A 20162-nucleotide genomic window follows, 5' to 3' on the forward strand; every position below is an offset into this window, starting at 1 on the left:
GGGGGAGCGGGGCGTGGGAGACTGAGGTCGCCATGACCGATGCCTCTCGATCCCCGGAGCCGTCCCCCCCGGGGACCGACGCCCGGCGCCCCCGCCGCACGCTGTGGACCTTCCTCGTCTGGGTGGTCGTCTTCGCCCTCGACCAGGTCACCAAGGTCCTCGCCGTCGCGAACCTCGAACCCGGTGTGGTGCAGCCCTTCGTCGGCAAGGTGTTGCAGTTCCACCTGATCCGCAACCCCGGAGCGGCGTTCAGCTTCGCCACCGGCAGCACCTGGATCTTCACCGTCCTCGCCGCGGCGGTCGTCGTCGTGGTCGTGCGGTTGTCCCGCAAGCTGCGCAGCACCGCCTGGGCCCTGGCCTTCGGCTTCCTGCTCGCCGGCGCCACCGGCAACCTCGCCGACCGGCTGCTGCGCGAACCCGGGTTCGCCCGCGGGCACGTCGTGGACTTCCTGCAGCTGCCGCACTGGCCGATCTTCAACGTCGCGGACTCGAGCATCTGCGTCGCGGCCGTCCTCATCGCCATCCTCGCGATCCGCGGGGTGGGCCTCGACGGCACCCGCGAGACGCGCCCCGAGAAAGCGGCGAACGATGCCTGAACAGCGCAGTCTCCCGGTCCCCGACGGTCTCGAGGGGGAGCGCGTCGACGCGGGCCTGTCCCGACTCCTCGGGTTCTCCCGCACCCGCGCCGCCGAGATCGCGGCCACCGGTGGGGTCCTGCTCGACGGCCGCGCCGTCGGCAAGTCCGACCGCCTCACCGCCGGGTCCTGGCTCGAGGTCGAGGTGCCCGACCCGGTCGGCGCACCGACCGCCGTGGCCGAGGTGATCGACGGGCTGACCATCGTGCACGACGACGACGACCTCGTCGTCGTCGACAAGCCCGTCGGGGTGGCGGCCCACCCCAGCCCCGGCTGGACCGGCCCGACCGTCGTCGGCGGGCTGATGGGCGCGGGGTACACCATCGCCACGTCGGGATCGGCGGAACGCCAAGGGGTCGTGCACCGCCTCGACGTCGGCACGTCGGGTCTGATGGTGGTCGCCAAGAGCGAGCACGCCTACTCCGCCCTGAAGCGCGCCTTCAAGGAGCGGACGGTCGAGAAGGTCTACCACGCGCTCGTCCAGGGCCACCCCGACCCGTTGCGCGGCACCATCGACGCCCCCATCGGTCGCCACCCCGGGGGGACCTACAAGTTCGCGGTCATGGCCGAGGGCAAACCGTCCGTCACCCACTACGAGGTGATGGAGGCCTTCCGTTCCGCCGCGCTCTGCGAGGTGCACCTGGAGACGGGGCGCACCCACCAGATCCGTGTTCACTTCTCCGCGCTGCGCCACCCCTGCGTCGGGGACATGAGCTACGGCGCCGACCCGACGCTCGCGGCCCGTCTCGGCCTGCAGCGCCAGTGGCTGCACGCCGTCCGGCTCGGTTTCGAGCACCCGGGGACGGGCCGGCCCGTCGAGTTCACGAGCAGCTACCCGCTCGACCTGGCCACCGCCCTGGAGCGCCTCGCCGACTGAGGCGCGGACGTGTGTCGGGTCGGGTCCGTGTCCGGGCCGGCACTTACCATCGACAGGCACGGCCAGGCGCCCACCCGGCCGGCCGACCCACCTGGAGGCGCACCCCCATGGCATCCGGTTCGTCCAGCGGCGACTCCTTCGCCCACCTGCACGTCCACACCGAGTACTCGATGCTGGACGGTGCGGCCAAGGTGGACGACCTGTTCCGCACCGCCGCGGAGATGGGGATGCCGGCGGTCGCGACGACCGACCACGGCTTCGTCTTCGGCGCCTACGACTTCTGGAAGACCGCCAAGAAGCACGGGGTCAAGGCGATCATCGGGGTCGAGGCCTACCTCACGCCGGGCACCGCCCGCCAGGACAAGACCCGCGTGAAGTGGGGCGACCCCAACGGCCGCTCCGGCGACGACGTCTCCGGTGCCGGGTCCTACACCCACATGACGATGCTGGCCGAGAACACCGCCGGCATGCACAACCTCTTCAAGATGAGCAGCCTGGCCAGCCTCGAGGGCTTCCTCTACAAGCCCCGCATGGACCGCGAGCTGCTCTCGAAGTACTCCTCCGGGCTCATCGCGACGACGGGATGCCCCTCGGGTGAGGTCCAGACCCGGTTGCGGCTCGGTCAGTACGACGAGGCCCGCAAGGCCGCCGCGGAGTACCGCGACATCTTCGGCAAGGACAACTTCTTCTGCGAGCTGATGGACCACGGCCTCGACATCGAGCGCCGCGTCCAGGACGACCTGCTGAAGCTCGCGAAGGACCTCGACCTGCCGCTGCTGGCCACCAACGACCTGCACTACACCAAGGCCGAGGACTTCAAGGCGCACGAGGCGCTGCTCTGCGTGCAGTCCGGCTCGACGCTGGCCGACCCGAAGCGCTTCAAGTTCGACGCCGACGAGTTCTACCTCAAGAGCCCCGCGGAGATGCGCCACGTGTGGCGCGACCACCCCGAGGCCTGCGACAACACCCTCCTCATCGCCGAGCGCTGCGACGTCTCCTTCACCGAGTCGACCGGTGCCTACATGCCGCGCTTCCCCTGCCCCGAGGGGGAGAACGAGGAGAGCTGGTTCATCAAGGAGGTCTGGACCGGGCTGGCGCACCGCTACCCGGGCGGCATCCCCGACGACGTCCGCGCGCAGGCGGAGTACGAGATCGAGGTCATCGTCTCCAAGGGGTACCCCGGGTACTTCCTCGTCGTCGCCGACTTCATCAACTGGTCCAAGGAGAACGGCATCCGGGTCGGGCCGGGCCGTGGCTCGGGCGCGGGGTCGATGGCCGCGTACGCCATGGGGATCACCGACCTGGACCCGTTGCGCCACGGTCTGTTCTTCGAGCGCTTCCTCAACCCCGAGCGCATGTCCATGCCCGACTTCGACGTCGACTTCGACGAACGTCGCCGCGGTGAGGTCATCCAGTACGTCGTCGAGAAGTACGGCACCGACCGCGTCGCGCAGATCGTCACCTACGGCACGATCAAGGCCAAGCAGGCCGTCAAGGACTCCTCGCGCGTCCTCGGGTTCCCCTTCTCCATGGGCGACCGGATCACCAAGACGATGCCGCCGGCCGTGATGGGCAAGGACATCCCGCTGGCCGGGATCTTCGACCCCAACCACAAGCGGTACTCCGAGGCGGGGGAGTTCCGCGAGCTCTACAAGTCCGACCCCGAGGTCGTGAAGGTCGTCGACACCGCGCGTGGTCTCGAGGGTCTGAAGCGCCAGTGGGGCGTGCACGCGGCCGGCGTCATCATGTCCTCGGACCCCTTGATCGACCTGATCCCGATCATGAAGCGCGAAGCCGACGGCGCGATCATCACCCAGTTCGACTACCCGACGTGCGAGACGCTCGGGCTGGTCAAGATGGACTTCCTCGGCCTGCGCAACCTCACGATCCTCGACGACGCGTTGAAGAACGTCATCGCCAACGGCAAGGACCCCGTCGACCTCGACGCCCTCGAGCTCGACGACCCGGCGACGTTCGAACTGCTCGGCCGTGGCGACACGCTCGGGGTGTTCCAGTTCGACGGCGGCCCGATGCGCTCGCTGCTGCGCCTCATGCGCCCCGACAACTTCGAGGACATCTCCGCCGTCGGTGCGCTGTACCGCCCGGGACCGATGGGGGCGGGCTCGCACACCGCCTACGCCCGGCGCAAGAACGGCCAGGAGCCGATCACCCCGATCCACCCCGAGCTCGAGGAACCCCTCAAGGAGATCCTCGGCACGACCTACGGCCTGATCGTGTACCAGGAGCAGGTCATGTCGATCGCGCAGAAGGTCGCCGGGTACTCCCTCGGCAGCGCCGACCTGCTGCGCCGCGCGATGGGCAAGAAGAAGCGCGAGGTCCTCGACGCCGAGTACGTCGGCTTCGAGAAGGGGATGCTGGACAACGGGTTCTCCACGGAGTGCGTCAAGGCGCTCTGGGACATCCTGGTCCCGTTCTCCGACTACGCCTTCAACAAGGCGCACTCGGCGGCCTACGGCCTGGTCTCCTACTGGACGGGCTACCTCAAGGCCAACTACCCGGCGGAGTACATGGCCGCCGTCCTCACCTCGGTGCGCGACGACAAGGACAAGTCGGCGCTGTACCTCAACGAGTGCCGTCGCATGGGCATCCAGGTGCTCCCGCCGGACGTCAACGAGTCGAGCGCGAACTTCACCGCGGTCGGTACCGACATCCGCTTCGGGCTCACCGCGATCCGCAACGTCGGCGCCAACGTCGTCGACGGGATCGTCGAGGCCCGCCAGGCGAAGGGCCGCTTCGAGTCGTTCACCGACTTCCTCACCAAGGTCCCCGCGGTCGTCTGCAACAAGCGGACCATCGAGTCCCTCATCAAGGCCGGGTCCTTCGACTCCCTCGGCCACGTCCGTCGCGCGCTGGTCGCCACGCACGAGGACGCCGTGGACGCCGTCGTCGGAGTCAAGCGCAACGAGGCCATCGGCCAGTTCGACCTCTTCGCCGGGCTCGGCGGTGACGACGACGGGGCCAGCGGGTTCCAGGTCGAGATCCCCGACATCCCCGAGTGGGAGAAGGCCGAACTCCTCGCCCACGAACGGCAGATGCTCGGCCTCTACGTCTCCGACCACCCCCTCTTCGGGCTGGAGCGGTTGCTGGCCAATGCCTCCGACATGTCCATCTCGTCCCTGCTGGAGGACGAGTCCCGTCCCGACGGGTCGCAGATCACCATCGCGGGGATGATCACCGGCCTGCAGCGCAAGACGACCAAGCAGGGCAACTACTGGGCCATCGTCACCGTCGAGGACCTCGCCGGGGCCATCGAGTGCCTGTTCTTCCCCCAGTCCTACATGGACGTCGCGCAGTTGCTCGCCGAGGACCTCGTCGTCGTCGTGAAGGGCCGGTTGAACCGTCGGGACGAGGTCCCCACGATCTACGCCTCCGGCCTCACCGTGCCCGACATCTCCAGCACGGACGGGGTTCCGGTGACGGTCACCCTGCCCACCGCGAAGTGCACCGCGCCCGTCGTGGAGCAGCTCAAGACGGTCCTCGAGACCCACAAGGGGTCCACGGAGGTCCGGTTGCGCCTCACCCGCAGCGGCGGCGGGGCCGGCACGCTCATGCGTCTCGACGACTCGCTGCGGGTGACGCCCAGCCCGGCGTTGTTCGGTGACCTCAAGCAACTCCTCGGCCCGGCGTGCCTGGTGTGAGCACGACCCTCCCCGGTGCTGCGCAGCGGTCGGGCCGCCTCCCGCTGGTGCTGCTCTTCGGGCAGGCGGTGCTGGGGCTCGTGGTCGGCGTGGTGTGGTGGGCCGTCACCCGCCACCCGGCGACGTGGATGGTGGGGGAGCCCGTCGTCACCTCGACGTCGGTGTACCCGATCGCCCGGGACGGGGTGTTCTCCGTCCTCACCGGCCTCGTCGGCCTGGCCGCCGGGATCGTCGTCGTCCGCCGCGCCGGGGAGAGGCCCCTCGTCCTCTTCGCGACGGCGCTGGCCGGGGCCGTCGCCGGTGCCCTGCTGGCCGCCGGCCTCGCCACCTCGCTGCCCCCCACGAACACCGAGAACGCCGCGCACGTCACCCTGCAGGCGTGGGTCGCGCTGCTCGTGCAGCCCTTCGTCGTCGCCGCCGTCGTGGCGCTGACCACGTTGGTCCAGTCCCTGCTCGACTGGACCAGGACACCCTGACGACGAGCCTCACCGGTGTCCCGCTCGTCCACGGGCTCGTCGACACCCCGTGCGGGGTCGACGTCGTTCACCGGCTGATCGCGGCCACCGTCGCCGCCGTCGCGGCCACCAGGTCCGCGGGAGCCAGCTCCACCTGCAGCCCGCGCCGTCCGGCGCTCATGAGGACCGTCTCGTACGACTCCGCGCTCTCGTCCACGAACGTGGCCAGAGCGGTCTTCTGCCCCAGCGGGCTGATCCCGCCGACGACGTAGCCGCTGCTGCGCTGCGCCCGGCCCGGATCGGCCATGACGGCCTTCTTGCCGCCGGCCGCGCTCGCGAGCGCCTTGAGGTCCAGCATCCCGGCGACGGGCACCACGGCGCAGACCAGCCGGCCGTCGACGTCGGCGAGCAGCGTCTTGAAGACCCGGTGCTCGTCGACGTCCACCCCGGCGGCCTGCAGGGCACGGACGGCCTCGTCCCCGAAACCGTCGTGCGCCTCGTGGTCGTAGGGGTGCAGGGTGTGTACGACTCCGCGCTCGTTCAGCAGCCTGAGCGCGGGCGTGCCGGAGTCGGCGTTCTTCCTGGCCACGGCGCCGGAGTCAGTTGGGGTTCGCGGGGAGGTCCGGCAGCTCCGTCGCGGGAACCGCGCCGAAGGTCTCGACCAACGCGATCTCCTGCTTCAGCACGGCGAGTTCGGTGCGCAGCCGGGTCGCGGTGTCGGGTGCCTCGAGGAGGGCCTGGCGCTGGTCCAGGGACAGGACCATCGCGGCCGCGACCAGGTAGGACATGACGCGCGGGTCCTCCGGCGCCTCGGCGCCGCCGATGTCCAGCACCTCGCGGTACTCCTCGAAGCGGCGGGCGACGGCCGCCGAGAGAAGCTGCAGACCGCCCTCGTCCTCGTCGTCCTCGGTGTCGTCGTCCCCGAACGGCTCGACGAGCCCCGTCAGGTACGGCGTCCCCGCGGACTCGTCGATCCCGACGACCTTGAACCGGCTGGCGCCGACGGTGACCAGCTCGTAGCGGCCGTCCTCGGTCTCGGTCACCTCGCGCAGCAGGGCGACGCAGCCCACCTCGTGCAGGGCCTGCGCGTTGCCCTCGCCGACCTCGTGCCCCGCCTTGATCGCCACGACCCCGAAACCGCGGACGGCGTCCTCGTCCTCGGCGCCCGCCACCAGGTCCTGCACGAGCAGCCGGTAGCGGGGTTCGAAGACGTTCAGGGGCAGCACGAGTCCGGGGAAGAGGACGCTTCCCAGCGGGAACAGCGGAAGACGTTGCGGCACGCGGCCACCCTACGGCCCACGCGCTCTAGACTGACCCACCGTGACGCCCCCCCTGCTGGCCCGCACCGACCTGCGCGGAACGACCCTCGACGCCATGGCGCTGCGGTCGATCGTCCCGCGCGCCGACGTCGACGTGGCCGCCGCCATCGCGACCGTCGCCCCGATCTGCGAGGACGTGCGCACCCGCGGCGTCCCTGCCCTCCTCGAGCTCACCGAACGCTTCGACGGCGTCGCCATCACCGACGTCCGGGTCCCGGCCCGGGCCCTGACCGACGCGCTGGCGGCCCTCGACCCGCAGGTGCGGGCCGGGCTGGAGGAGTCGATCCGGCGGGCGCGGCTGGTGCACGACGACCAGCGCCGCACCGACACCACGACGCAGGTCGCGCCCGGCGGCACCGTCACCGAACGCTGGATCCCCGTCGGGCGGGTCGGGCTCTACGTCCCGGGCGGGCGCGCGGTCTACCCCTCCAGCGTGGTCATGAACGTCGTCCCGGCCCAGGCCGCCGGGGTCGCCTCCATCGCCGTCACCACCCCGGCGCAGAAGGAGTTCGGCGGCTCCGCGCACCCGACGATCCTGGCCGCCTGCGCGCTGCTGGGCGTCGAGGAGGTCTACACCGTGGGTGGGGCCCAGGCCATCGCGATGTTCGCCTACGGCGCCCGTGACGCCGAGGGGACCGTCGTCGTCGCGCCCGTGGACGTCGTCACCGGTCCGGGCAACATCTACGTCGCCTCCGCCAAGCGCTACGTCCAGGGCGTCGTCGGCATCGACTCCGAGGCCGGCCCCACCGAGATCGCCGTCCTCGCCGACGACACCGCCGACCCCGTGCACGTCGCCGCCGACCTGGTCAGCCAGGCCGAGCACGACCCGATGGCCGCCGCCGTCCTGATCACCCCGTCGGTGGCGCTCGCGGACGCCGTCGACGTCGAGCTGGAGAAGCGGGTCGCCGCGACGAAGCACTCCGGCCGCATCGAGGAGGCGCTGCGGGGCAGGCAGTCCGGGATCGTCCTGGTCGACTCCCTCGACGACGGCCTCGCCGTCGTCGACGGCTACGCCGCCGAGCACCTCGAGGTCCAGACCGCCGACTCCCGCGCGGTCGCGGCCCGGGTCCGCAACGCCGGGGCCGTCTTCGTGGGGGCGCACTCGCCGGTGTCGCTGGGCGACTACTGCGCCGGCTCCAACCACGTCCTGCCGACCGGGGGGACGGCGATGCACGCCGGGGGCCTGAGCGTGCAGACCTTCCTCCGCCCTGTCCACGTCATCGACTACGACGAGGCGGCGTTGCGCGAGGTCGCCCCGCACGTCGTGGCGCTCGCGGAGTCCGAGGACCTGCCGGCCCACGGCGAAGCGGTGACGGCCCGGTTCGGCGCATGAGCGAGGAACCGGGTTTCGACTTCGACGCGGAGTTCGAGAAGGCCTTCGGCCCGAAGAAGCCGGTCCGTTCGGTCCTGGTGGCCCCCGTGGCCAACGCGAGGAAGCTGGCCGAGGTCTGCACGATCGCGAAGGTCAACGCGTTCGTCGTCCCCGTGAAGGGCCTCGGGTGCGTCCTCGTGACCGAGGACCCGGGCACGGGGGAGGCCGACGCGCAGACGCTGTCCGGCGTGCTCCAGGGGGCCGAGATCGTGCTGCTCACCGTCGGCGAGGACTCGATCGAGGGACAGACCTGGGTCGGCGGTCAGCGCGGCGACGACCCGAAACCCGGTCTGCTGCTGTCGGTCTGGCCCGACGTCGTGCAGCAGCTCGTGCTCGGCCGCCTCGACCCCGCCGAGGCGGCGGGTGCCGCCGCCGGGGGTGAGGGCAGCCGGATCGGCGCGTTCTGGAAGCTGTTCCGCGGCAAGAACGACGACCAGACCCCCGACGCCGGCACCCCCGACACCCCCGGCTGACCCGGCGCCCCGGTCAGAGCAGCTGACGCAGGTTCGCCTTCGCCAGGTCGAACAGCTCGTCGCCGCGGCCGGAGAGGACCGTCCGGATGGCGTAGAGCGTGAAGCCCTTCGCCTGCTCCGCGGTGACGCTCGGCGGCATCGACAGTTCCTGCCGCTCGGTCACGACGTCGACGAGCGCGGGCCCGTCGTGGGCGAAGGCGGCCTCCAGCGCCCCGGCGAGGTCGTCGGCCTTCTCGACCCGCTGGGCGTGCAGGCCGATCGCGCGGGCCACGTCGGCGAGGTTCGGGTTCTCCAGGCCCGTGCCGTAGGTGACGAACCCGGCCGCCTTCATCTCGAGCTCGACGAAGTTCAGCGAGGAGTTGTTCAGGACGACGACCTTCACCGGCAGCCGGTTCTGGACCAGGGTGATGAGCTCGCCGAGCAGCATGGTCAGCCCGCCGTCACCGGCCAGCGCGACGACCTGGCGGTCCGGGAACGCGGACTGCACGCCGATGGCGTGCGGCAGGGCGTTGGCCATCGTGCCGTGGTTGAAGGACCCGATGAGCCGGCGCCGGCCGTTCATCGTGAGGTAGCGCGCGGCCCACACGACGGGGGAGCCGACGTCGGGGATGAAGACGGCGTCGTCGGTGGCGAGCTCGTCGACGAGGCGCGCGAGGTACTGCGGGTGGATCGGTCCGCGTCCGGGCGTGGCGAGCTCGTCGAGCTTGTCCCGGGTGGCCGCGTAGTGCTTGCGGGCCTCGTTGAGGTGGCCGCGGTCGCTCTTGCGGACGATGCGGGGCAGCAGGGCGGCCGCGGTGTCGCGGACGGTCCCGACCAGGGCGAGGTCGAGGGGAACCCGCTTGCCGAGCTGCTCACCTCGGACGTCGACCTGGATCACCGTGGCGTGCTGGGGAAGAACTGCTGGTAGGGGAAGTCGGTCCCCAGCATCAGCAGGGTGTCGCAGTCCTCCATCGCCCGGTACCCCGAGGCGTAGCCCAGCAACCCGGTCATGCCGACGTCGTAGGGGTTGTCGTGCTCGACGAACTCCTTGCCGCGGAAGGAGTGCACGATCGGGGCACCGAGGGCGTCGGCCAGGGCCAGCAGTTCCGCGTGCGCTCCTTCGGCTCCCGCGCCGGCGAGGATGGTCACCTTCACGGCGGCGTTCAGCAGGGTCGCGGCCTCGGTGAGCTCGGCGTCGCTGGGGCGCACCACGGGGTCGGTGCGGCGGATCGTCGCGATGCGGTCCTGGGTGGAACGGACCAGCAGGATCTCGCCGGGGACGACCACGACGGCCACGCCGCGCTTCTCGACGGCCTGCCGCATCGCGATCTCGAGGACGCGGGGGAGCTGCTCGGCGGAGGAGACGAGTTCGGAGTAGACGCTGCACTCGCGGAACAGTTCCTGCGGGTGGGTCTCCTGGAAGTACCCGCTGCCGATCTCCGAGCCCGGGATGTGGGCGGCGATGGCCAGCACGGGGACCCGGCTGCGCTGGGCGTCGAACAGGCCGTTGATGAGGTGCAGGTTCCCGGGACCGCAACTGCCCGCGCAGACGGCGAGCTCGCCCGTGGTGTGCGCGTCGGCCGCGGCGGCGAAGGCGGCGGCCTCCTCGTGGCGGACGTGGACCCAGTCCAGCGTCCCGTCACGGCGCAGCGCGTCGGTGAGGCCGTTGAGGGAGTCGCCCGGCAGTCCGTAGACGCGGCGGACGCCGTGGGCCTTGAGGGTGGCGACGAGGTGCTGTGCGACGGTGGCCATGTCCGTTACTGTACGACTTGTTCACCAATGGTGCTGAGGGAGGACCACGTGGCCAGACCGCGCAGCGAGGAGACCCGACGAGCCGCTCTCGAAGCGGCTGTCGACCTGGTCGCCGAAGGGGGGCTCGCGGCCGCGACGTTCTCGGCCATCGCCGCCCGGGCCGGCGTCAGCCGCGTGACGGTCTACAAGTGGTGGGACTCCCCGGCCGCGATCGTCCTCGACGCGCTCCTCGAAGGGACCGCCGACTCGGTGCAGCACCCCGCGGCGGCGAGCGCGCGCGACGCGCTGGCCCACCAGATGCACGGGCTGGTCGCGCTGCTGACCGACGACGGCCGGACGGGCGCCGCGCTGCGCGCCGTCACGGCCCAGGTCGCGGCGGAGCCCGGACTGCGTCTCGACCTCGTCGAGCACTGGCTGGGTCCGCGCCGGGCGGTCGCCGCCGCGCTGTTGCGTCGGGGCCAGGCCGCGGGTGAGGTGCGTCCCGGGATCGACGTCGAGGCCGCCGTCGACGTCCTCTTCGCGCCGCTCTACCACCGGCTCCTCTTCGGGCACGGTCGCGTCGACGACGCGCTGGTCGACCACGTCCTCGACCTCTTCGGCGGGTTCTGCTGACGTCCCGTCCGCGCGCGGATGCGAACGTTCCCAGATTGCTCGGCGCGGGCCCTTCCGTGTGAGGGCGCGGGTGACCTAGCGTTTCCCCGTCACGACCCGATGAAGCGTCCCCGGAGGAAACACTCCCGTGCCCCACATGAACGTGGCCGTGCTCGGTTGCTGGCACGTCCACGCCAAGGACTACGCCCGCTCCGCAGCGGCCCACCCCGACACCACGCTGATCGCCGCGTGGGACCACGACCCCGAACTCGGCCAGGCCCTCGCCGCCGACTTCGGGATCGAGTACACCGACGACCTCGACGCGCTGCTCGCCCGTGACGACGTCCACGCGGTGACGGTCACCACCGAGACCACCCGGCACACCGAGGTGATCGGCAAGGCGCTCGCCGCCGGCAAGCACGTGTTCACCGAGAAGCTGCTCGCCCCCACGGTGCAGGAGTGCGAACAGCTGGTCGCGCAGGCCGCCGAAGCCGGTCTCGCCCTCGTCGTCTCGCTGCCCCGGCTCTCGCAGGGCTACACCCTCGCCGTGCGCGACGTCGTCGCCTCCGGCGAGCTCGGTGAGGTGACCTACGCCCGGGTGCGGCTCTCGCACGACGGCGCGGTGCACGGCGGGAACCCCGGCTGGTTGCCGGACCGGTTCTTCGACCCGGCCCCCAGCGTCGGCGGTGCGCTCACCGACCTCGGGTGCCACCCGGTCTACCTCACCCAGCTCCTCCTCGGCGATGACCCGGAGATCGTCCGCGCCGTGTACGGCAACGTCACCGGCCGCCAGGTCGAGGACCACGCCGTGGTGACCCTCGGCTACGACACCGGAGCCCTCGGCGTCATCGAGGCCGGCTTCGTGAGCGACGACGCCTTCACCATCGACGTGCACGGCACCGAGGGCAGCGTCCACTACACCGACGACGGCGGCGGCCGGCTGTGGCGCCGCCGTCCCGACGGTGCCACCGAGGAACTGACCGTTCCCGCCGACGCCCCGGAACCGTTCTCGCAGTGGGTCTCCCACGCGAGCGACGCGACGGTGGCGCAGGAGAACCTGCACCGTGCCGTGGAACTCACCCGGCTCGTCGTGCGGTCCAACGAAGCAGCATCCGCACCCCAGGGAGAAGCACTGTGAGCGACGTCGTCAAGGTCGGCCTGATCGGTGGCGGCGGGATCACCCGCGCCCACGTGAAGGGCTACCGCGCGCACGCCGAGAAGATCGTCGTGACCGCGGTCGCCGACGTCGTCGAGGAGGCCGCCACCACCCGCGCCGCGGAACTGTCCGCCCAGCCCTACACCGACTACCGCGAGATGCTCGCGAGCGCCGACATCGACGCCGTCGACATCTGCCTCCCGCACCACCTGCACGCCGACGCGATCGTCGCCGCGGCCGAGGCCGGCAAGCACGTCCTGTGCGAGAAGCCGCTGTGCCTCACCGTGGAGGAGGCGAAGCGGGTGGCCGAGGCGATCCGCGCCAACCAGATCACGTTGATGTGCGCGCACAACCAGCTGTTCTTCCCCTCCGTCGCGAAGGCGAAGGAACTCCTGGACGCAGGGACCCTCGGCACGGTCTACGAGGTGCGCACGACCGACAGCTTCCACAACGACTTCGACCCCTCCAACATGGGGTGGCGCGCCTCGGCCAAGACCAGCGGTGGCGGCGAGCTCATCGACACCGGCTACCACCCGACGTACCTGCTGCTGCACCTGGCCAACGCCCAGCCGGTCGAGGCCACCGCGTTCCTCTCGACGCACCGGCTGAAGTTCATGGAGGGCGAGGACTCCGCCCAGGTGCTGGTCCGCTTCGAGAACGGCGTCGTCGGCCAGATGGTCACCAGCTGGGCCTACGACCCGGCCCCCGGCACCGAGAAGTTCTCCGTCGTCGGCGAGCTCGGCTCCCTCACGGGTACTTCGAACTCCGTCACCTACCGGCTGCGCTCGGGCGAGGAGGAGACCTTCGAGTTCGCCGAGGTCGACGCGTTCGTCACCGAGATCGGTGACTTCGCCGACTGCCTGCGCGAGGGCCGGCGCCCCATCCACACCGAGGTCGAGGGCATCGCCGTGCTCGGCGTCCTGCTCGCGGCCTACGAGGGCGCCCGCACCGGCACCATCGCCAAGGTCATGACGATCTGACCCCTCCGATCCGCGATCTCGCTGGGACTCCCGGCAGGATCGCGGGTCGTCGGTGGGTGTGCGCCGCCGACGGGGGCGACGACCTGCCCTCCCGGTCTGGGAGACTGGCGCGCGTGACCGACACGACCGACCGCACCAGCCGGGCGACCACCCTGGCCGACCTCCCGCTGCGCGAGGACCTCCGCGGCGAGCACCCCTACGGTGCGCCGCAGCTGGACGTGCCGGTCGTGCTCAACGTCAACGAGAACCCCTACCCGGTCGCGCCGGAGATCGTCGCCGACATCGCGGCGGCCGTCGCGCAGGCCGCCTCGGGGCTGAACCGCTACCCGGACCGCGAGTTCCTCGACCTGCGCGCCGACCTCGCCGCGTTCCTGCGGACGGAGTCGGGCGCGGAGCTGGAACCCGAGCAGGTCTGGGCCGCGAACGGTTCCAACGAGGTGATGCTGCACGTCCTGCAGGCCTTCGGCGGTCCGGGCCGGCGCGCGCTGAGCTTCGCGCCGACGTACTCGATGTACCCCGAGTACGCGCGCGACACCCAGACCACCTGGGTCGTGGGGCAGCGCACGGACGCCTTCACCGTCGACGTCGAGCACGCGCGGGCGATGGTCCGGGAACACCGCCCCTCCGTCGTGCTGCTCGCCAGTCCGAACAACCCGACGGGTACGGCGTTGCCGCTGTCGACGATCGAGGCCGTGCTCGAGGAGTGCTCCCGCTTGTCCCAGGGTGCCGTCGTCGTCGTGGACGAGGCCTACGGCGAGTTCCGCCGCGCCGGTACCCCGAGCGCGCTGGACCTGTTGCCCCGCCACGGGAACCTCGCCGTGAGCCGGACGATGAGCAAGGCGTTCTCCCTGGCGGGGGCTCGCGTCGGGTACCTCGCGTCCTCGGTCGCGTTCGTCGACGCGCTTCGGATCGTCCGGTTGCCCTACCACCTCTCGGCGATCACCCAGGCCACGGCGCGCGCGGCGCTCAAGCACTCGCAGCGGTTGCTGTCGACGGTGGACGAGCTCCGGGAGCGCCGGGACGAAACCGTCCAGTGGTTGCGCGACAGCGGTTTCGACGTCGCCGACTCGGACGCGAACTTCGTCCTGTTCGGTCGCTTCGAGGACCGGCACGCGGTCTGGCAGGGTCTGCTGGAGCGCGGGGTCCTCATCCGCGAGACCGGCCCCGCCGGCTGGCTGCGGGTCAGCATCGGCACGGCCGACGAGATGCAGCAGTTCCGAACCGCCCTCCAGGAAGTGGTGTCCCAGTGAGCCGCACGGCCCGCATCGAACGCAGCACCAGCGAGTCCAGCGTGCTGGTCGAACTCGACCTCGACGGCAGCGGCAGGACGGAGATCGCCACCACGGTGCCGTTCTTCGACCACATGCTCACCGCCCTGGGCAAGCACTCGCTGATGGACCTCACCGTGGTGGCCAAGGGCGACACCCACATCGACGTCCACCACACCGTCGAGGACACCGCCATCGTGCTGGGGCAGGCGTTCCGGCAGGCGCTGGGGGACAAGGCCGGCATCCGCCGCTTCGCCGACGCCACGGTGCCCCTCGACGAGGCGCTCGCCCACGTCGTCGTCGACGTCTCCGGCCGCCCGTACTGCGTGCACACCGGGGAACCCGAGGGGCAGGAGTACCACCTCATCGGCGGGCACTTCACGGGGTCCCTGACCCGGCACGTGCTGGAGAGCTTCGCGTTCCACGCCCAGATCTGCCTGCACGTCCGCGTCCTCGCCGGTCGCGACCCGCACCACGTCGTCGAGGCCCAGTTCAAGGCCCTGGCCCGCGCGCTGCGCTACGCCGTCGAACCCGATCCCCGGGTCCAGGGCGTCCCGTCGACGAAGGGCGCCCTGTGACGCAGAAGGTCGTCGTCCTCGACTACGGGTTCGGCAACGTCCGCTCCGCCGTCCGGGCGCTGGAACGGGTCGGTGCCGACGTCGAACTGACCTCCGACCGGAAGGCGGCGTTGGAGGCCGACGGCCTCCTCGTCCCCGGCGTCGGCGCGTTCGCGGCCGTGAACCAGGGGTTGCAGGCCATCGGTGGTGACTCCATCGTCGACCGCCGCCTCGCCGGTGGCCGCCCGGTGCTGGGGATCTGCGTCGGTCTGCAGGTCATGTTCGAGACCTCCACCGAACCCGGCGAAGGAGTCCCCGACGGTCTGGGCCAGTGGCCCGGCACCGTCGAACGGCTCCCCGCCGACGTGGTGCCGCACATGGGCTGGAGCACCGTGGAACCCCCGGCGGGTTCCCGGCTCTTCGCGGGCGTCGAGGACGAGCGGTTCTACTTCGTGCACTCCTACGCCGTGCAGCGCTTCGAGATGCTCGACACCACGGCGGGGCGGGTTCCGCTGCCGCAGATCACCTGGGCCGAGCACGGCGCGCGGTTCGTCGCCGCGGTCGAGAACGGTGCCCTGACCGCCACGCAGTTCCACCCGGAGAAGTCCGGGGACGCCGGCGCGCAACTGCTGCGCAACTGGGTGGACTCCCTGACCTGAGGTCGTCCCCCGACCTGCGCTGGCGGCATGCGCACCCGCACCGTCACCACCCCCGACGGGGTGGTCTGGACGGTGCACGTGCGCTTCCTGCCGCGCTGGCGGTTCCTGTCCCGACGCATCGCCCGCCGGCGGTGGCGCCGCAGGTCTCCCGACCTGGACGTCAGCGGCCTGGGCGACCTCGTGCCGGACGGCGCTGCACAGGGAGGTTCGGGGAACTCCGGTGGCCTGGACCTCGACGGGTTCGACGAGGGCGTGGCCATCGTGCTGGTCGTCGTGGGGCTCGTACTGGCCGTCCTGCTGTGCTGGCTGCTGGTGATCCCCCTGCTGCTGCTCGTGGTGGACGTCGTCGTGGTCGTGGCGCTCCTCGTCGCGGGTGTGCTGGCCCGGGTCGTCCTGCGTCGACCCTGGGAGATCGTGGCGGGGCACCCCGGCGGCGAGCGGGCCGTCGTCACCACCGTGCTCGGGTGGCGGGCCGCGCTGCGCCGGCGCGACGTCGTGGCGGGCCGGCTGGCCAAGGGGGCCCCGGTGGACGCGGCCACCGCCGTCCGCGTTCCCCGCACGCCGAGCGCCTCGTAGACTCGCCCTCCGTGACCAGCGAGAACACCCTCCCCTCCAGTGCCCGGCTGGAACTCCTGCCCGCCGTCGACGTCGCCGACGGTCAGGCCGTCCGCCTCGTGCAGGGGGAGGCGGGCAGCGAGACCTTCTACGGCGCGCCGCTCGACGCCGCGTTCGCGTGGCAGCAGGCCGGCGCCGAGTGGGTCCACCTGGTCGACCTGGACGCCGCCTTCGGGCGCGGCTCGAACCGGGAACTCCTCGCCGAGGTCGTCGGCCGTCTCGACGTCGCCGTCGAACTCTCCGGAGGCATCCGCGACGACGCCTCCCTCGAGGCCGCGCTGGCCACCGGCTGCCGACGGGTCAACCTGGGCACCGCGGCGCTGGAGAACCCCGACTGGACCCGCGCCGCCATCGCCCGCCACGGGGACCGGATCGCCGTCGGTCTCGACGTCCGGGGCACGACGCTGGCCGCCCGCGGGTGGACCCGCGAAGGCGGTGACCTGTGGGAGGTCCTCGAGCGCCTCGACGCCGACGGCTGCGCCCGCTACGTGCTGACCGACGTCACCAAGGACGGGACGTTGCGCGGTCCGAACGTCGAGCTCCTGCGCGAGTTCTGCGGCCGGACGCAGGCCCCCGTCGTCGCCTCCGGGGGCGTCTCGAGCCTCGAAGACCTGCGGGTGCTGCGCGACCTCGTCGGCCTCGGCGTCGAGGGGGCCATCGTCGGCAAGGCGCTCTACGCCGGAAACTTCACCCTGCCTCAGGCGCTCGACGTGGCGGGTCGGCCCTGAGCGCACCGCCGGACCCCGGCGCCACGGACTCCGCGGGAGTCCCGTGGGCGGGACGGACCCTGCAGCCCAACGCCTTCGCCACCGACGACGGCCGTCGCGCCCCGGCCCTGGCCGCCGCGCTGGCGGCCTGGTCCGCACGGGGCGAGGACCCGTCGGCCCGGGTGCGCGCCGAACGCGACGTGGTCGCCGCGCTGTCCGGGAGCCGGGTCTTCGCCCCCGTCGTCGCCCAGCTCGGGGAACTCGACGCCCACGGTGGGGACAAGAGCGCGGACATGGCGCTGGCGTTGCTGACCCAGCCCGACGGCCGCCGCGGGCTGCCGCTGTTCACCGACCTCACGGCCCTGACGACCTGGCGTGCCGACGCGCGTCCGGTGCCGGTGCCCGCCGAGCAGGCCGCGTTGTCGGGGGTCCAGGAGGAGTGCGACGTGCTCGTCCTCGACCCGGCGGGTCCGGTCCGCTTCGTGGTGCGCCGCAGCGCGTTCTGGGCGCTGGCCCGGGGTTCGGCGTGGGTTCCGGCGCCGTTGGACCCCGAGGTCGGGGCGGCGGTCGCCGAGGCGGTGCGGGGTCTGGACGCGGTCCGCGCGACCCGCTGCGAACCCGGTGCCGGCGCGGAGCTGCGGGTCGTCCTCGGGGTCCGGCCCGGGCTCGGCCGGGACGCCCTCGACGAGCTCCTGCACGTCGTGGGGGAGCGGCTCGCGACCGGCGTCGTCGCCGACCGCGCGGAGTCCGTGGAGTTCCAGGTCCTCCCCGCCTGAGACCGCCCGAAGCGGTGGTCCCGTCGCACGCGACGGGACCACCGCGGGGGCTCAAGAGGCGACGGGCGTCCCGGGGCCGTCGGCGGGGGCGTCGGCCGCCTCCTGCGCCTGGGCGTCCGCGGCGACGGTGGCCTGGCGCGCCTTGATGGTGCTGTAGGCGCCGACACCGGCCGCCCCCAGGGCCAGGACGGTCGTCCACCCCTTGTTGAAGGCGTGACCCGAGGCCCCGTCGACGCTGAACCGGCCGGGCCCGCCCACGGCCAGCGCGACGGAGGCCAGCCCGAGCACCGCCGGGTACTCGAAGCCGCCGGAGGTGGCGAAGAACCCGTTGGGCTTGTGCACGAAGACCGCTGCGGCCATCGCGGCCGCCGCGGCGGCGCCGCCGACGGGGGTGGCCAGGCCGAGCGCGAGCAGCGCTCCGCCACCGGCCTCGGACGCGCCGGCCAGGACGGCGTTGCGCTTGCCGGGGCGGAAGCCCATGGCGTGCATGGCGCCCGCGGTACCTTCGATGCCGCCGCCGCCGAACGCGCCGAACAGCTTCTGGGCGCCGTGGGCGACCAGCGTGCCGCCGATTCCGAGTCGCAGGGCCAGCAGGCCGAGGTCGTTCGATGCCACGAGGGGTCCTCCAGGTTCTTGCCGGTTCAAGGTCGTGGCCATTCGACCACCGCCCGGTCGGACGGGCGACGGCGGGTGCGGTGGAACCGTCGGGACCGGGTCGTGACCGGCTGGCACAGTGCAGGACGTGTCTTCCGCTCCACCCACCGGCTCATCCCGCGTCCCGGCGCTGCTCCGCGCGTTCTCGCCCTACGGCGAGGTCCTGCGGACCCGTGGTGTCCTCCCGCTCGAACTCGTCGGGTCCCTCGGCCGGGTCCCGGCGCTCGCGGCGGGGATCGTCTGCGTCCTGCACGTCGTGCAGACCCTGGGCCTCGGCTACGGCCCGGCCGGGCTGGTGGGGGCGACGGCGACCATCGGCACGGCCGTCAGCTCGCCGTGGCGGGGCTGGGTGGTGGACCGCTACGGCCTGCGGCGGGCCCTGCTGCCGACGGTCGTGGCCCAGGCCGCCTGCTGGTCGGTGGCGCCGTTCCTGCCCTACCAGGGGCTGCTGGTGGCCGCCTTCGTCTCGGGCGCGCTGGGACCGCCGGTGTTCACCGTGGTCCGCCAGTCCCTTGCCGTGCTCGTGGCGCCGGAGCGCCGCCGCACGGCCTTCTCCCTCGACGCGGTGCTGGTGGAGTTCTCCTTCATGGTCGGCCCCGCCGCCGGCACGGCCATCGCGCTGACCTCCTCCACGACGGCGGCGATGCTCTGCATCGGTGCGGCGCAGGTGGTCTCGGCGTCGGCGATGTTCGCGCTGAACCCGCCGCTGCGCAGCCCCGGGGGCGACGTGGAGGCGGAGGGCGCAGCCACGGTCGCGTCGGGACGGGTCTGGACCTCCGCCCTGCTGCTCGCGATGGCCTGCGCCTTCGCCGCCGACCTGGTGCTCTCGGCCACCGACCTCGCCGTCGTCGCCCAGCTGCGCGAGGAGGGCGCGGTCCGCTGGACCGGACTGGTGCTGGCGGTCTGGGCCGCGGGCTCGGTGGTGGGTGGACTGGTCCACGGGGCGCTGCCGCGCTCGGTGCCCCCGTGGCTGCTGGTGGCCTGCCTCGGTGCGGCGACGGCCCCGCTCGTCCTCGTGCACGGGCCGGTCGGTCTGGCGGTCGGGACCTTCGTCGCCGGGTTGTTCTGCGCCCCGGTGATCAGCGCGACGGTCGACCTCGTCGTGCACGGGGTCCACGAGTCGGTCCGCGGCCGGGCGATGGGATGGCACGCCGCGGCCACCACGGTCGGGGCGGCGGTCGGGGCCCCGTTCGCGGGCGCCGTCAGCGACGCCGCCGGTCCGGGCACCCCGTTCCTCGTCGTCGGTGCCCTGGGGGTCTGCGCGGGAGCGGCGACCGCCGTGGTCGCCGCCCGCGTGCAGCTCAGACCACGCTTCCCGTGAGCCGCTCGCCGGGGCCCTTGCCGGGCTCGTCGGGAACCGCGGAGGCCTCCCGGAAGGCGAGCTGCAGCGAGCGCAGCCCGTCGCGCAGGGACCGCGCGTGCTGGCCGCCGACGTCCGGGGCGGACGTGATGACGAGCCCGGCGAGGGCGGTGATGAGGATGCGGGCCTCGGCGAGGTCGAGGTGGTCCTCCGCGTCCTGCCCTTCGGCCAGTCCGCACTTCACGGCGGCGGCGCTCATGAGGTGCACGGCAGCGGTCGTGATGATCTCGGCGGCGGGGACGTCGGCGATGTCGCGGGCGGCCACCGCGCCGGTTTCGTCGCGATCGTCACCTGGAGTCGTGTCAGCTTGCATGCTGA

General features: G+C 72.3%; 20 protein-coding genes and 1 pseudogene. 16 read left to right on the forward strand and 5 right to left on the reverse strand.

Features of this window, described 5'->3' with window-relative positions; genetic code table 11:
- Positions 1–32 precede the first annotated feature (32 nt).
- The 4 genes from lspA (at position 33) to OG218_RS23860 (ending at position 5647) form a co-directional block, all read left to right on the forward strand.
- On the forward strand, positions 33–596 hold the full coding sequence (lspA, locus tag OG218_RS23845; RefSeq protein ID WP_328295704.1) for a signal peptidase II: 564 nt from the start codon (positions 33–35) through the stop codon (positions 594–596).
- A complete protein-coding gene (locus OG218_RS23850; RefSeq protein ID WP_328295705.1) occupies positions 589–1512 on the forward strand; it encodes an RluA family pseudouridine synthase in 924 nt (307 codons plus the stop codon). Before lspA ends, OG218_RS23850 begins: the two co-directional genes overlap by 8 nt.
- Before the next feature lie 107 nt (positions 1513–1619).
- Positions 1620–5171: a DNA polymerase III subunit alpha gene (gene dnaE, locus OG218_RS23855; protein ID WP_328295706.1), complete on the forward strand. Its 3552-nt coding sequence runs from the start codon at positions 1620–1622 to the stop codon at positions 5169–5171.
- Complete coding sequence (locus OG218_RS23860) at positions 5168–5647, forward strand: hypothetical protein (protein ID WP_328295707.1); 480 nt, start codon at positions 5168–5170, stop codon at positions 5645–5647. The genes dnaE and OG218_RS23860 overlap by 4 nt, the downstream gene beginning before the upstream one ends.
- A gap of 67 nt (positions 5648–5714) precedes the next feature.
- On the opposite strand, the gene ybaK is transcribed toward OG218_RS23860, so the two are convergent.
- Positions 5715–6215 carry a Cys-tRNA(Pro) deacylase gene (gene ybaK / locus OG218_RS23865; protein WP_328295708.1) on the reverse strand — a complete coding sequence of 167 codons (501 nt, stop codon included), beginning with the start codon at positions 6213–6215 and terminating at the stop codon, positions 5715–5717.
- Between the two features lie 10 nt (positions 6216–6225).
- Positions 6226–6906 (reverse strand): LON peptidase substrate-binding domain-containing protein, encoded by a 681-nt coding sequence (locus OG218_RS23870; RefSeq protein ID WP_328295709.1) that lies wholly within the window; start codon positions 6904–6906, stop codon positions 6226–6228.
- Between the two features lie 52 nt (positions 6907–6958).
- On the opposite strand from OG218_RS23870, the gene hisD reads away from it, so the two are divergent.
- Positions 6959–8278 carry a histidinol dehydrogenase gene (gene hisD / locus OG218_RS23875; RefSeq protein ID WP_380162127.1) on the forward strand — a complete coding sequence of 440 codons (1320 nt, stop codon included), beginning with the start codon at positions 6959–6961 and terminating at the stop codon, positions 8276–8278.
- Positions 8275–8790, forward strand: a complete 516-nt coding sequence (locus tag OG218_RS23880; protein WP_328295711.1) for a hypothetical protein — start codon at positions 8275–8277, stop codon at positions 8788–8790. The genes hisD and OG218_RS23880 overlap by 4 nt, the downstream gene beginning before the upstream one ends.
- A 13-nt stretch (positions 8791–8803) precedes the next feature.
- On the opposite strand, the pseudogene poxB reads toward OG218_RS23880, so the two are convergent.
- Positions 8804–10521, reverse strand: a pseudogene (gene poxB, locus OG218_RS26740) (ubiquinone-dependent pyruvate dehydrogenase).
- Between the two features lie 48 nt (positions 10522–10569).
- Between poxB and OG218_RS23895 the strand changes: the two are divergent.
- The 9 genes from OG218_RS23895 (at position 10570) to OG218_RS23935 (ending at position 17830) form a co-directional block, all read left to right on the forward strand.
- A complete protein-coding gene (locus OG218_RS23895) occupies positions 10570–11133 on the forward strand; it encodes a TetR/AcrR family transcriptional regulator (RefSeq protein WP_328295714.1) in 564 nt (187 codons plus the stop codon).
- Between the two features lie 136 nt (positions 11134–11269).
- A complete protein-coding gene (locus OG218_RS23900; RefSeq protein WP_328296289.1) occupies positions 11270–12250 on the forward strand; it encodes a Gfo/Idh/MocA family protein in 981 nt (326 codons plus the stop codon).
- On the forward strand, positions 12247–13248 hold the full coding sequence (locus OG218_RS23905) for a Gfo/Idh/MocA family protein (RefSeq protein WP_328295715.1): 1002 nt from the start codon (positions 12247–12249) through the stop codon (positions 13246–13248). Before OG218_RS23900 ends, OG218_RS23905 begins: the two co-directional genes overlap by 4 nt.
- A gap of 113 nt (positions 13249–13361) precedes the next feature.
- Positions 13362–14498, forward strand: coding sequence for a histidinol-phosphate transaminase (locus tag OG218_RS23910; protein ID WP_328295716.1), 1137 nt, complete (start codon positions 13362–13364; stop codon positions 14496–14498).
- Positions 14495–15094 carry an imidazoleglycerol-phosphate dehydratase HisB gene (hisB, locus tag OG218_RS23915; protein ID WP_328295717.1) on the forward strand — a complete coding sequence of 200 codons (600 nt, stop codon included), beginning with the start codon at positions 14495–14497 and terminating at the stop codon, positions 15092–15094. The genes OG218_RS23910 and hisB overlap by 4 nt, the downstream gene beginning before the upstream one ends.
- Positions 15091–15732, forward strand: coding sequence for an imidazole glycerol phosphate synthase subunit HisH (gene hisH / locus OG218_RS23920; RefSeq protein WP_328295718.1), 642 nt, complete (start codon positions 15091–15093; stop codon positions 15730–15732). Before hisB ends, hisH begins: the two co-directional genes overlap by 4 nt.
- Positions 15733–15759: 27 nt before the next feature.
- Positions 15760–16308, forward strand: coding sequence for a hypothetical protein (locus OG218_RS23925; RefSeq protein WP_328295719.1), 549 nt, complete (start codon positions 15760–15762; stop codon positions 16306–16308).
- Positions 16309–16319: 11 nt separating this feature from the next.
- A complete protein-coding gene (gene priA / locus OG218_RS23930; protein WP_328295720.1) occupies positions 16320–17075 on the forward strand; it encodes a bifunctional 1-(5-phosphoribosyl)-5-((5-phosphoribosylamino)methylideneamino)imidazole-4-carboxamide isomerase/phosphoribosylanthranilate isomerase PriA in 756 nt (251 codons plus the stop codon).
- A gap of 119 nt (positions 17076–17194) precedes the next feature.
- Positions 17195–17830 (forward strand): SseB family protein, encoded by a 636-nt coding sequence (locus OG218_RS23935; RefSeq protein ID WP_328296290.1) that lies wholly within the window; start codon positions 17195–17197, stop codon positions 17828–17830.
- A 51-nt stretch (positions 17831–17881) separates the two neighbouring features.
- On the opposite strand, the gene OG218_RS23940 is transcribed toward OG218_RS23935, so the two are convergent.
- Positions 17882–18487 (reverse strand): DoxX family protein, encoded by a 606-nt coding sequence (locus OG218_RS23940; RefSeq protein WP_380156918.1) that lies wholly within the window; start codon positions 18485–18487, stop codon positions 17882–17884.
- An 85-nt stretch (positions 18488–18572) separates the two neighbouring features.
- Here OG218_RS23940 and OG218_RS23945 point away from each other — a divergent pair, with 85 nt between their 5' ends.
- On the forward strand, positions 18573–19805 hold the full coding sequence (locus OG218_RS23945) for an MFS transporter (RefSeq protein WP_328295722.1): 1233 nt from the start codon (positions 18573–18575) through the stop codon (positions 19803–19805).
- On the opposite strand, the gene OG218_RS23950 is transcribed toward OG218_RS23945, so the two are convergent.
- On the reverse strand, positions 19786–20157 hold the full coding sequence (locus tag OG218_RS23950; protein ID WP_328295723.1) for a DUF1844 domain-containing protein: 372 nt from the start codon (positions 20155–20157) through the stop codon (positions 19786–19788). The genes OG218_RS23945 and OG218_RS23950 overlap by 20 nt on opposite strands.
- Between the last annotated feature and the right edge of the window lie 5 nt (positions 20158–20162).

It is taken from the genome of Kineococcus sp. NBC_00420 (assembly GCF_036021035.1).
GTDB lineage: Bacteria > Actinomycetota > Actinomycetes > Actinomycetales > Kineococcaceae > Kineococcus.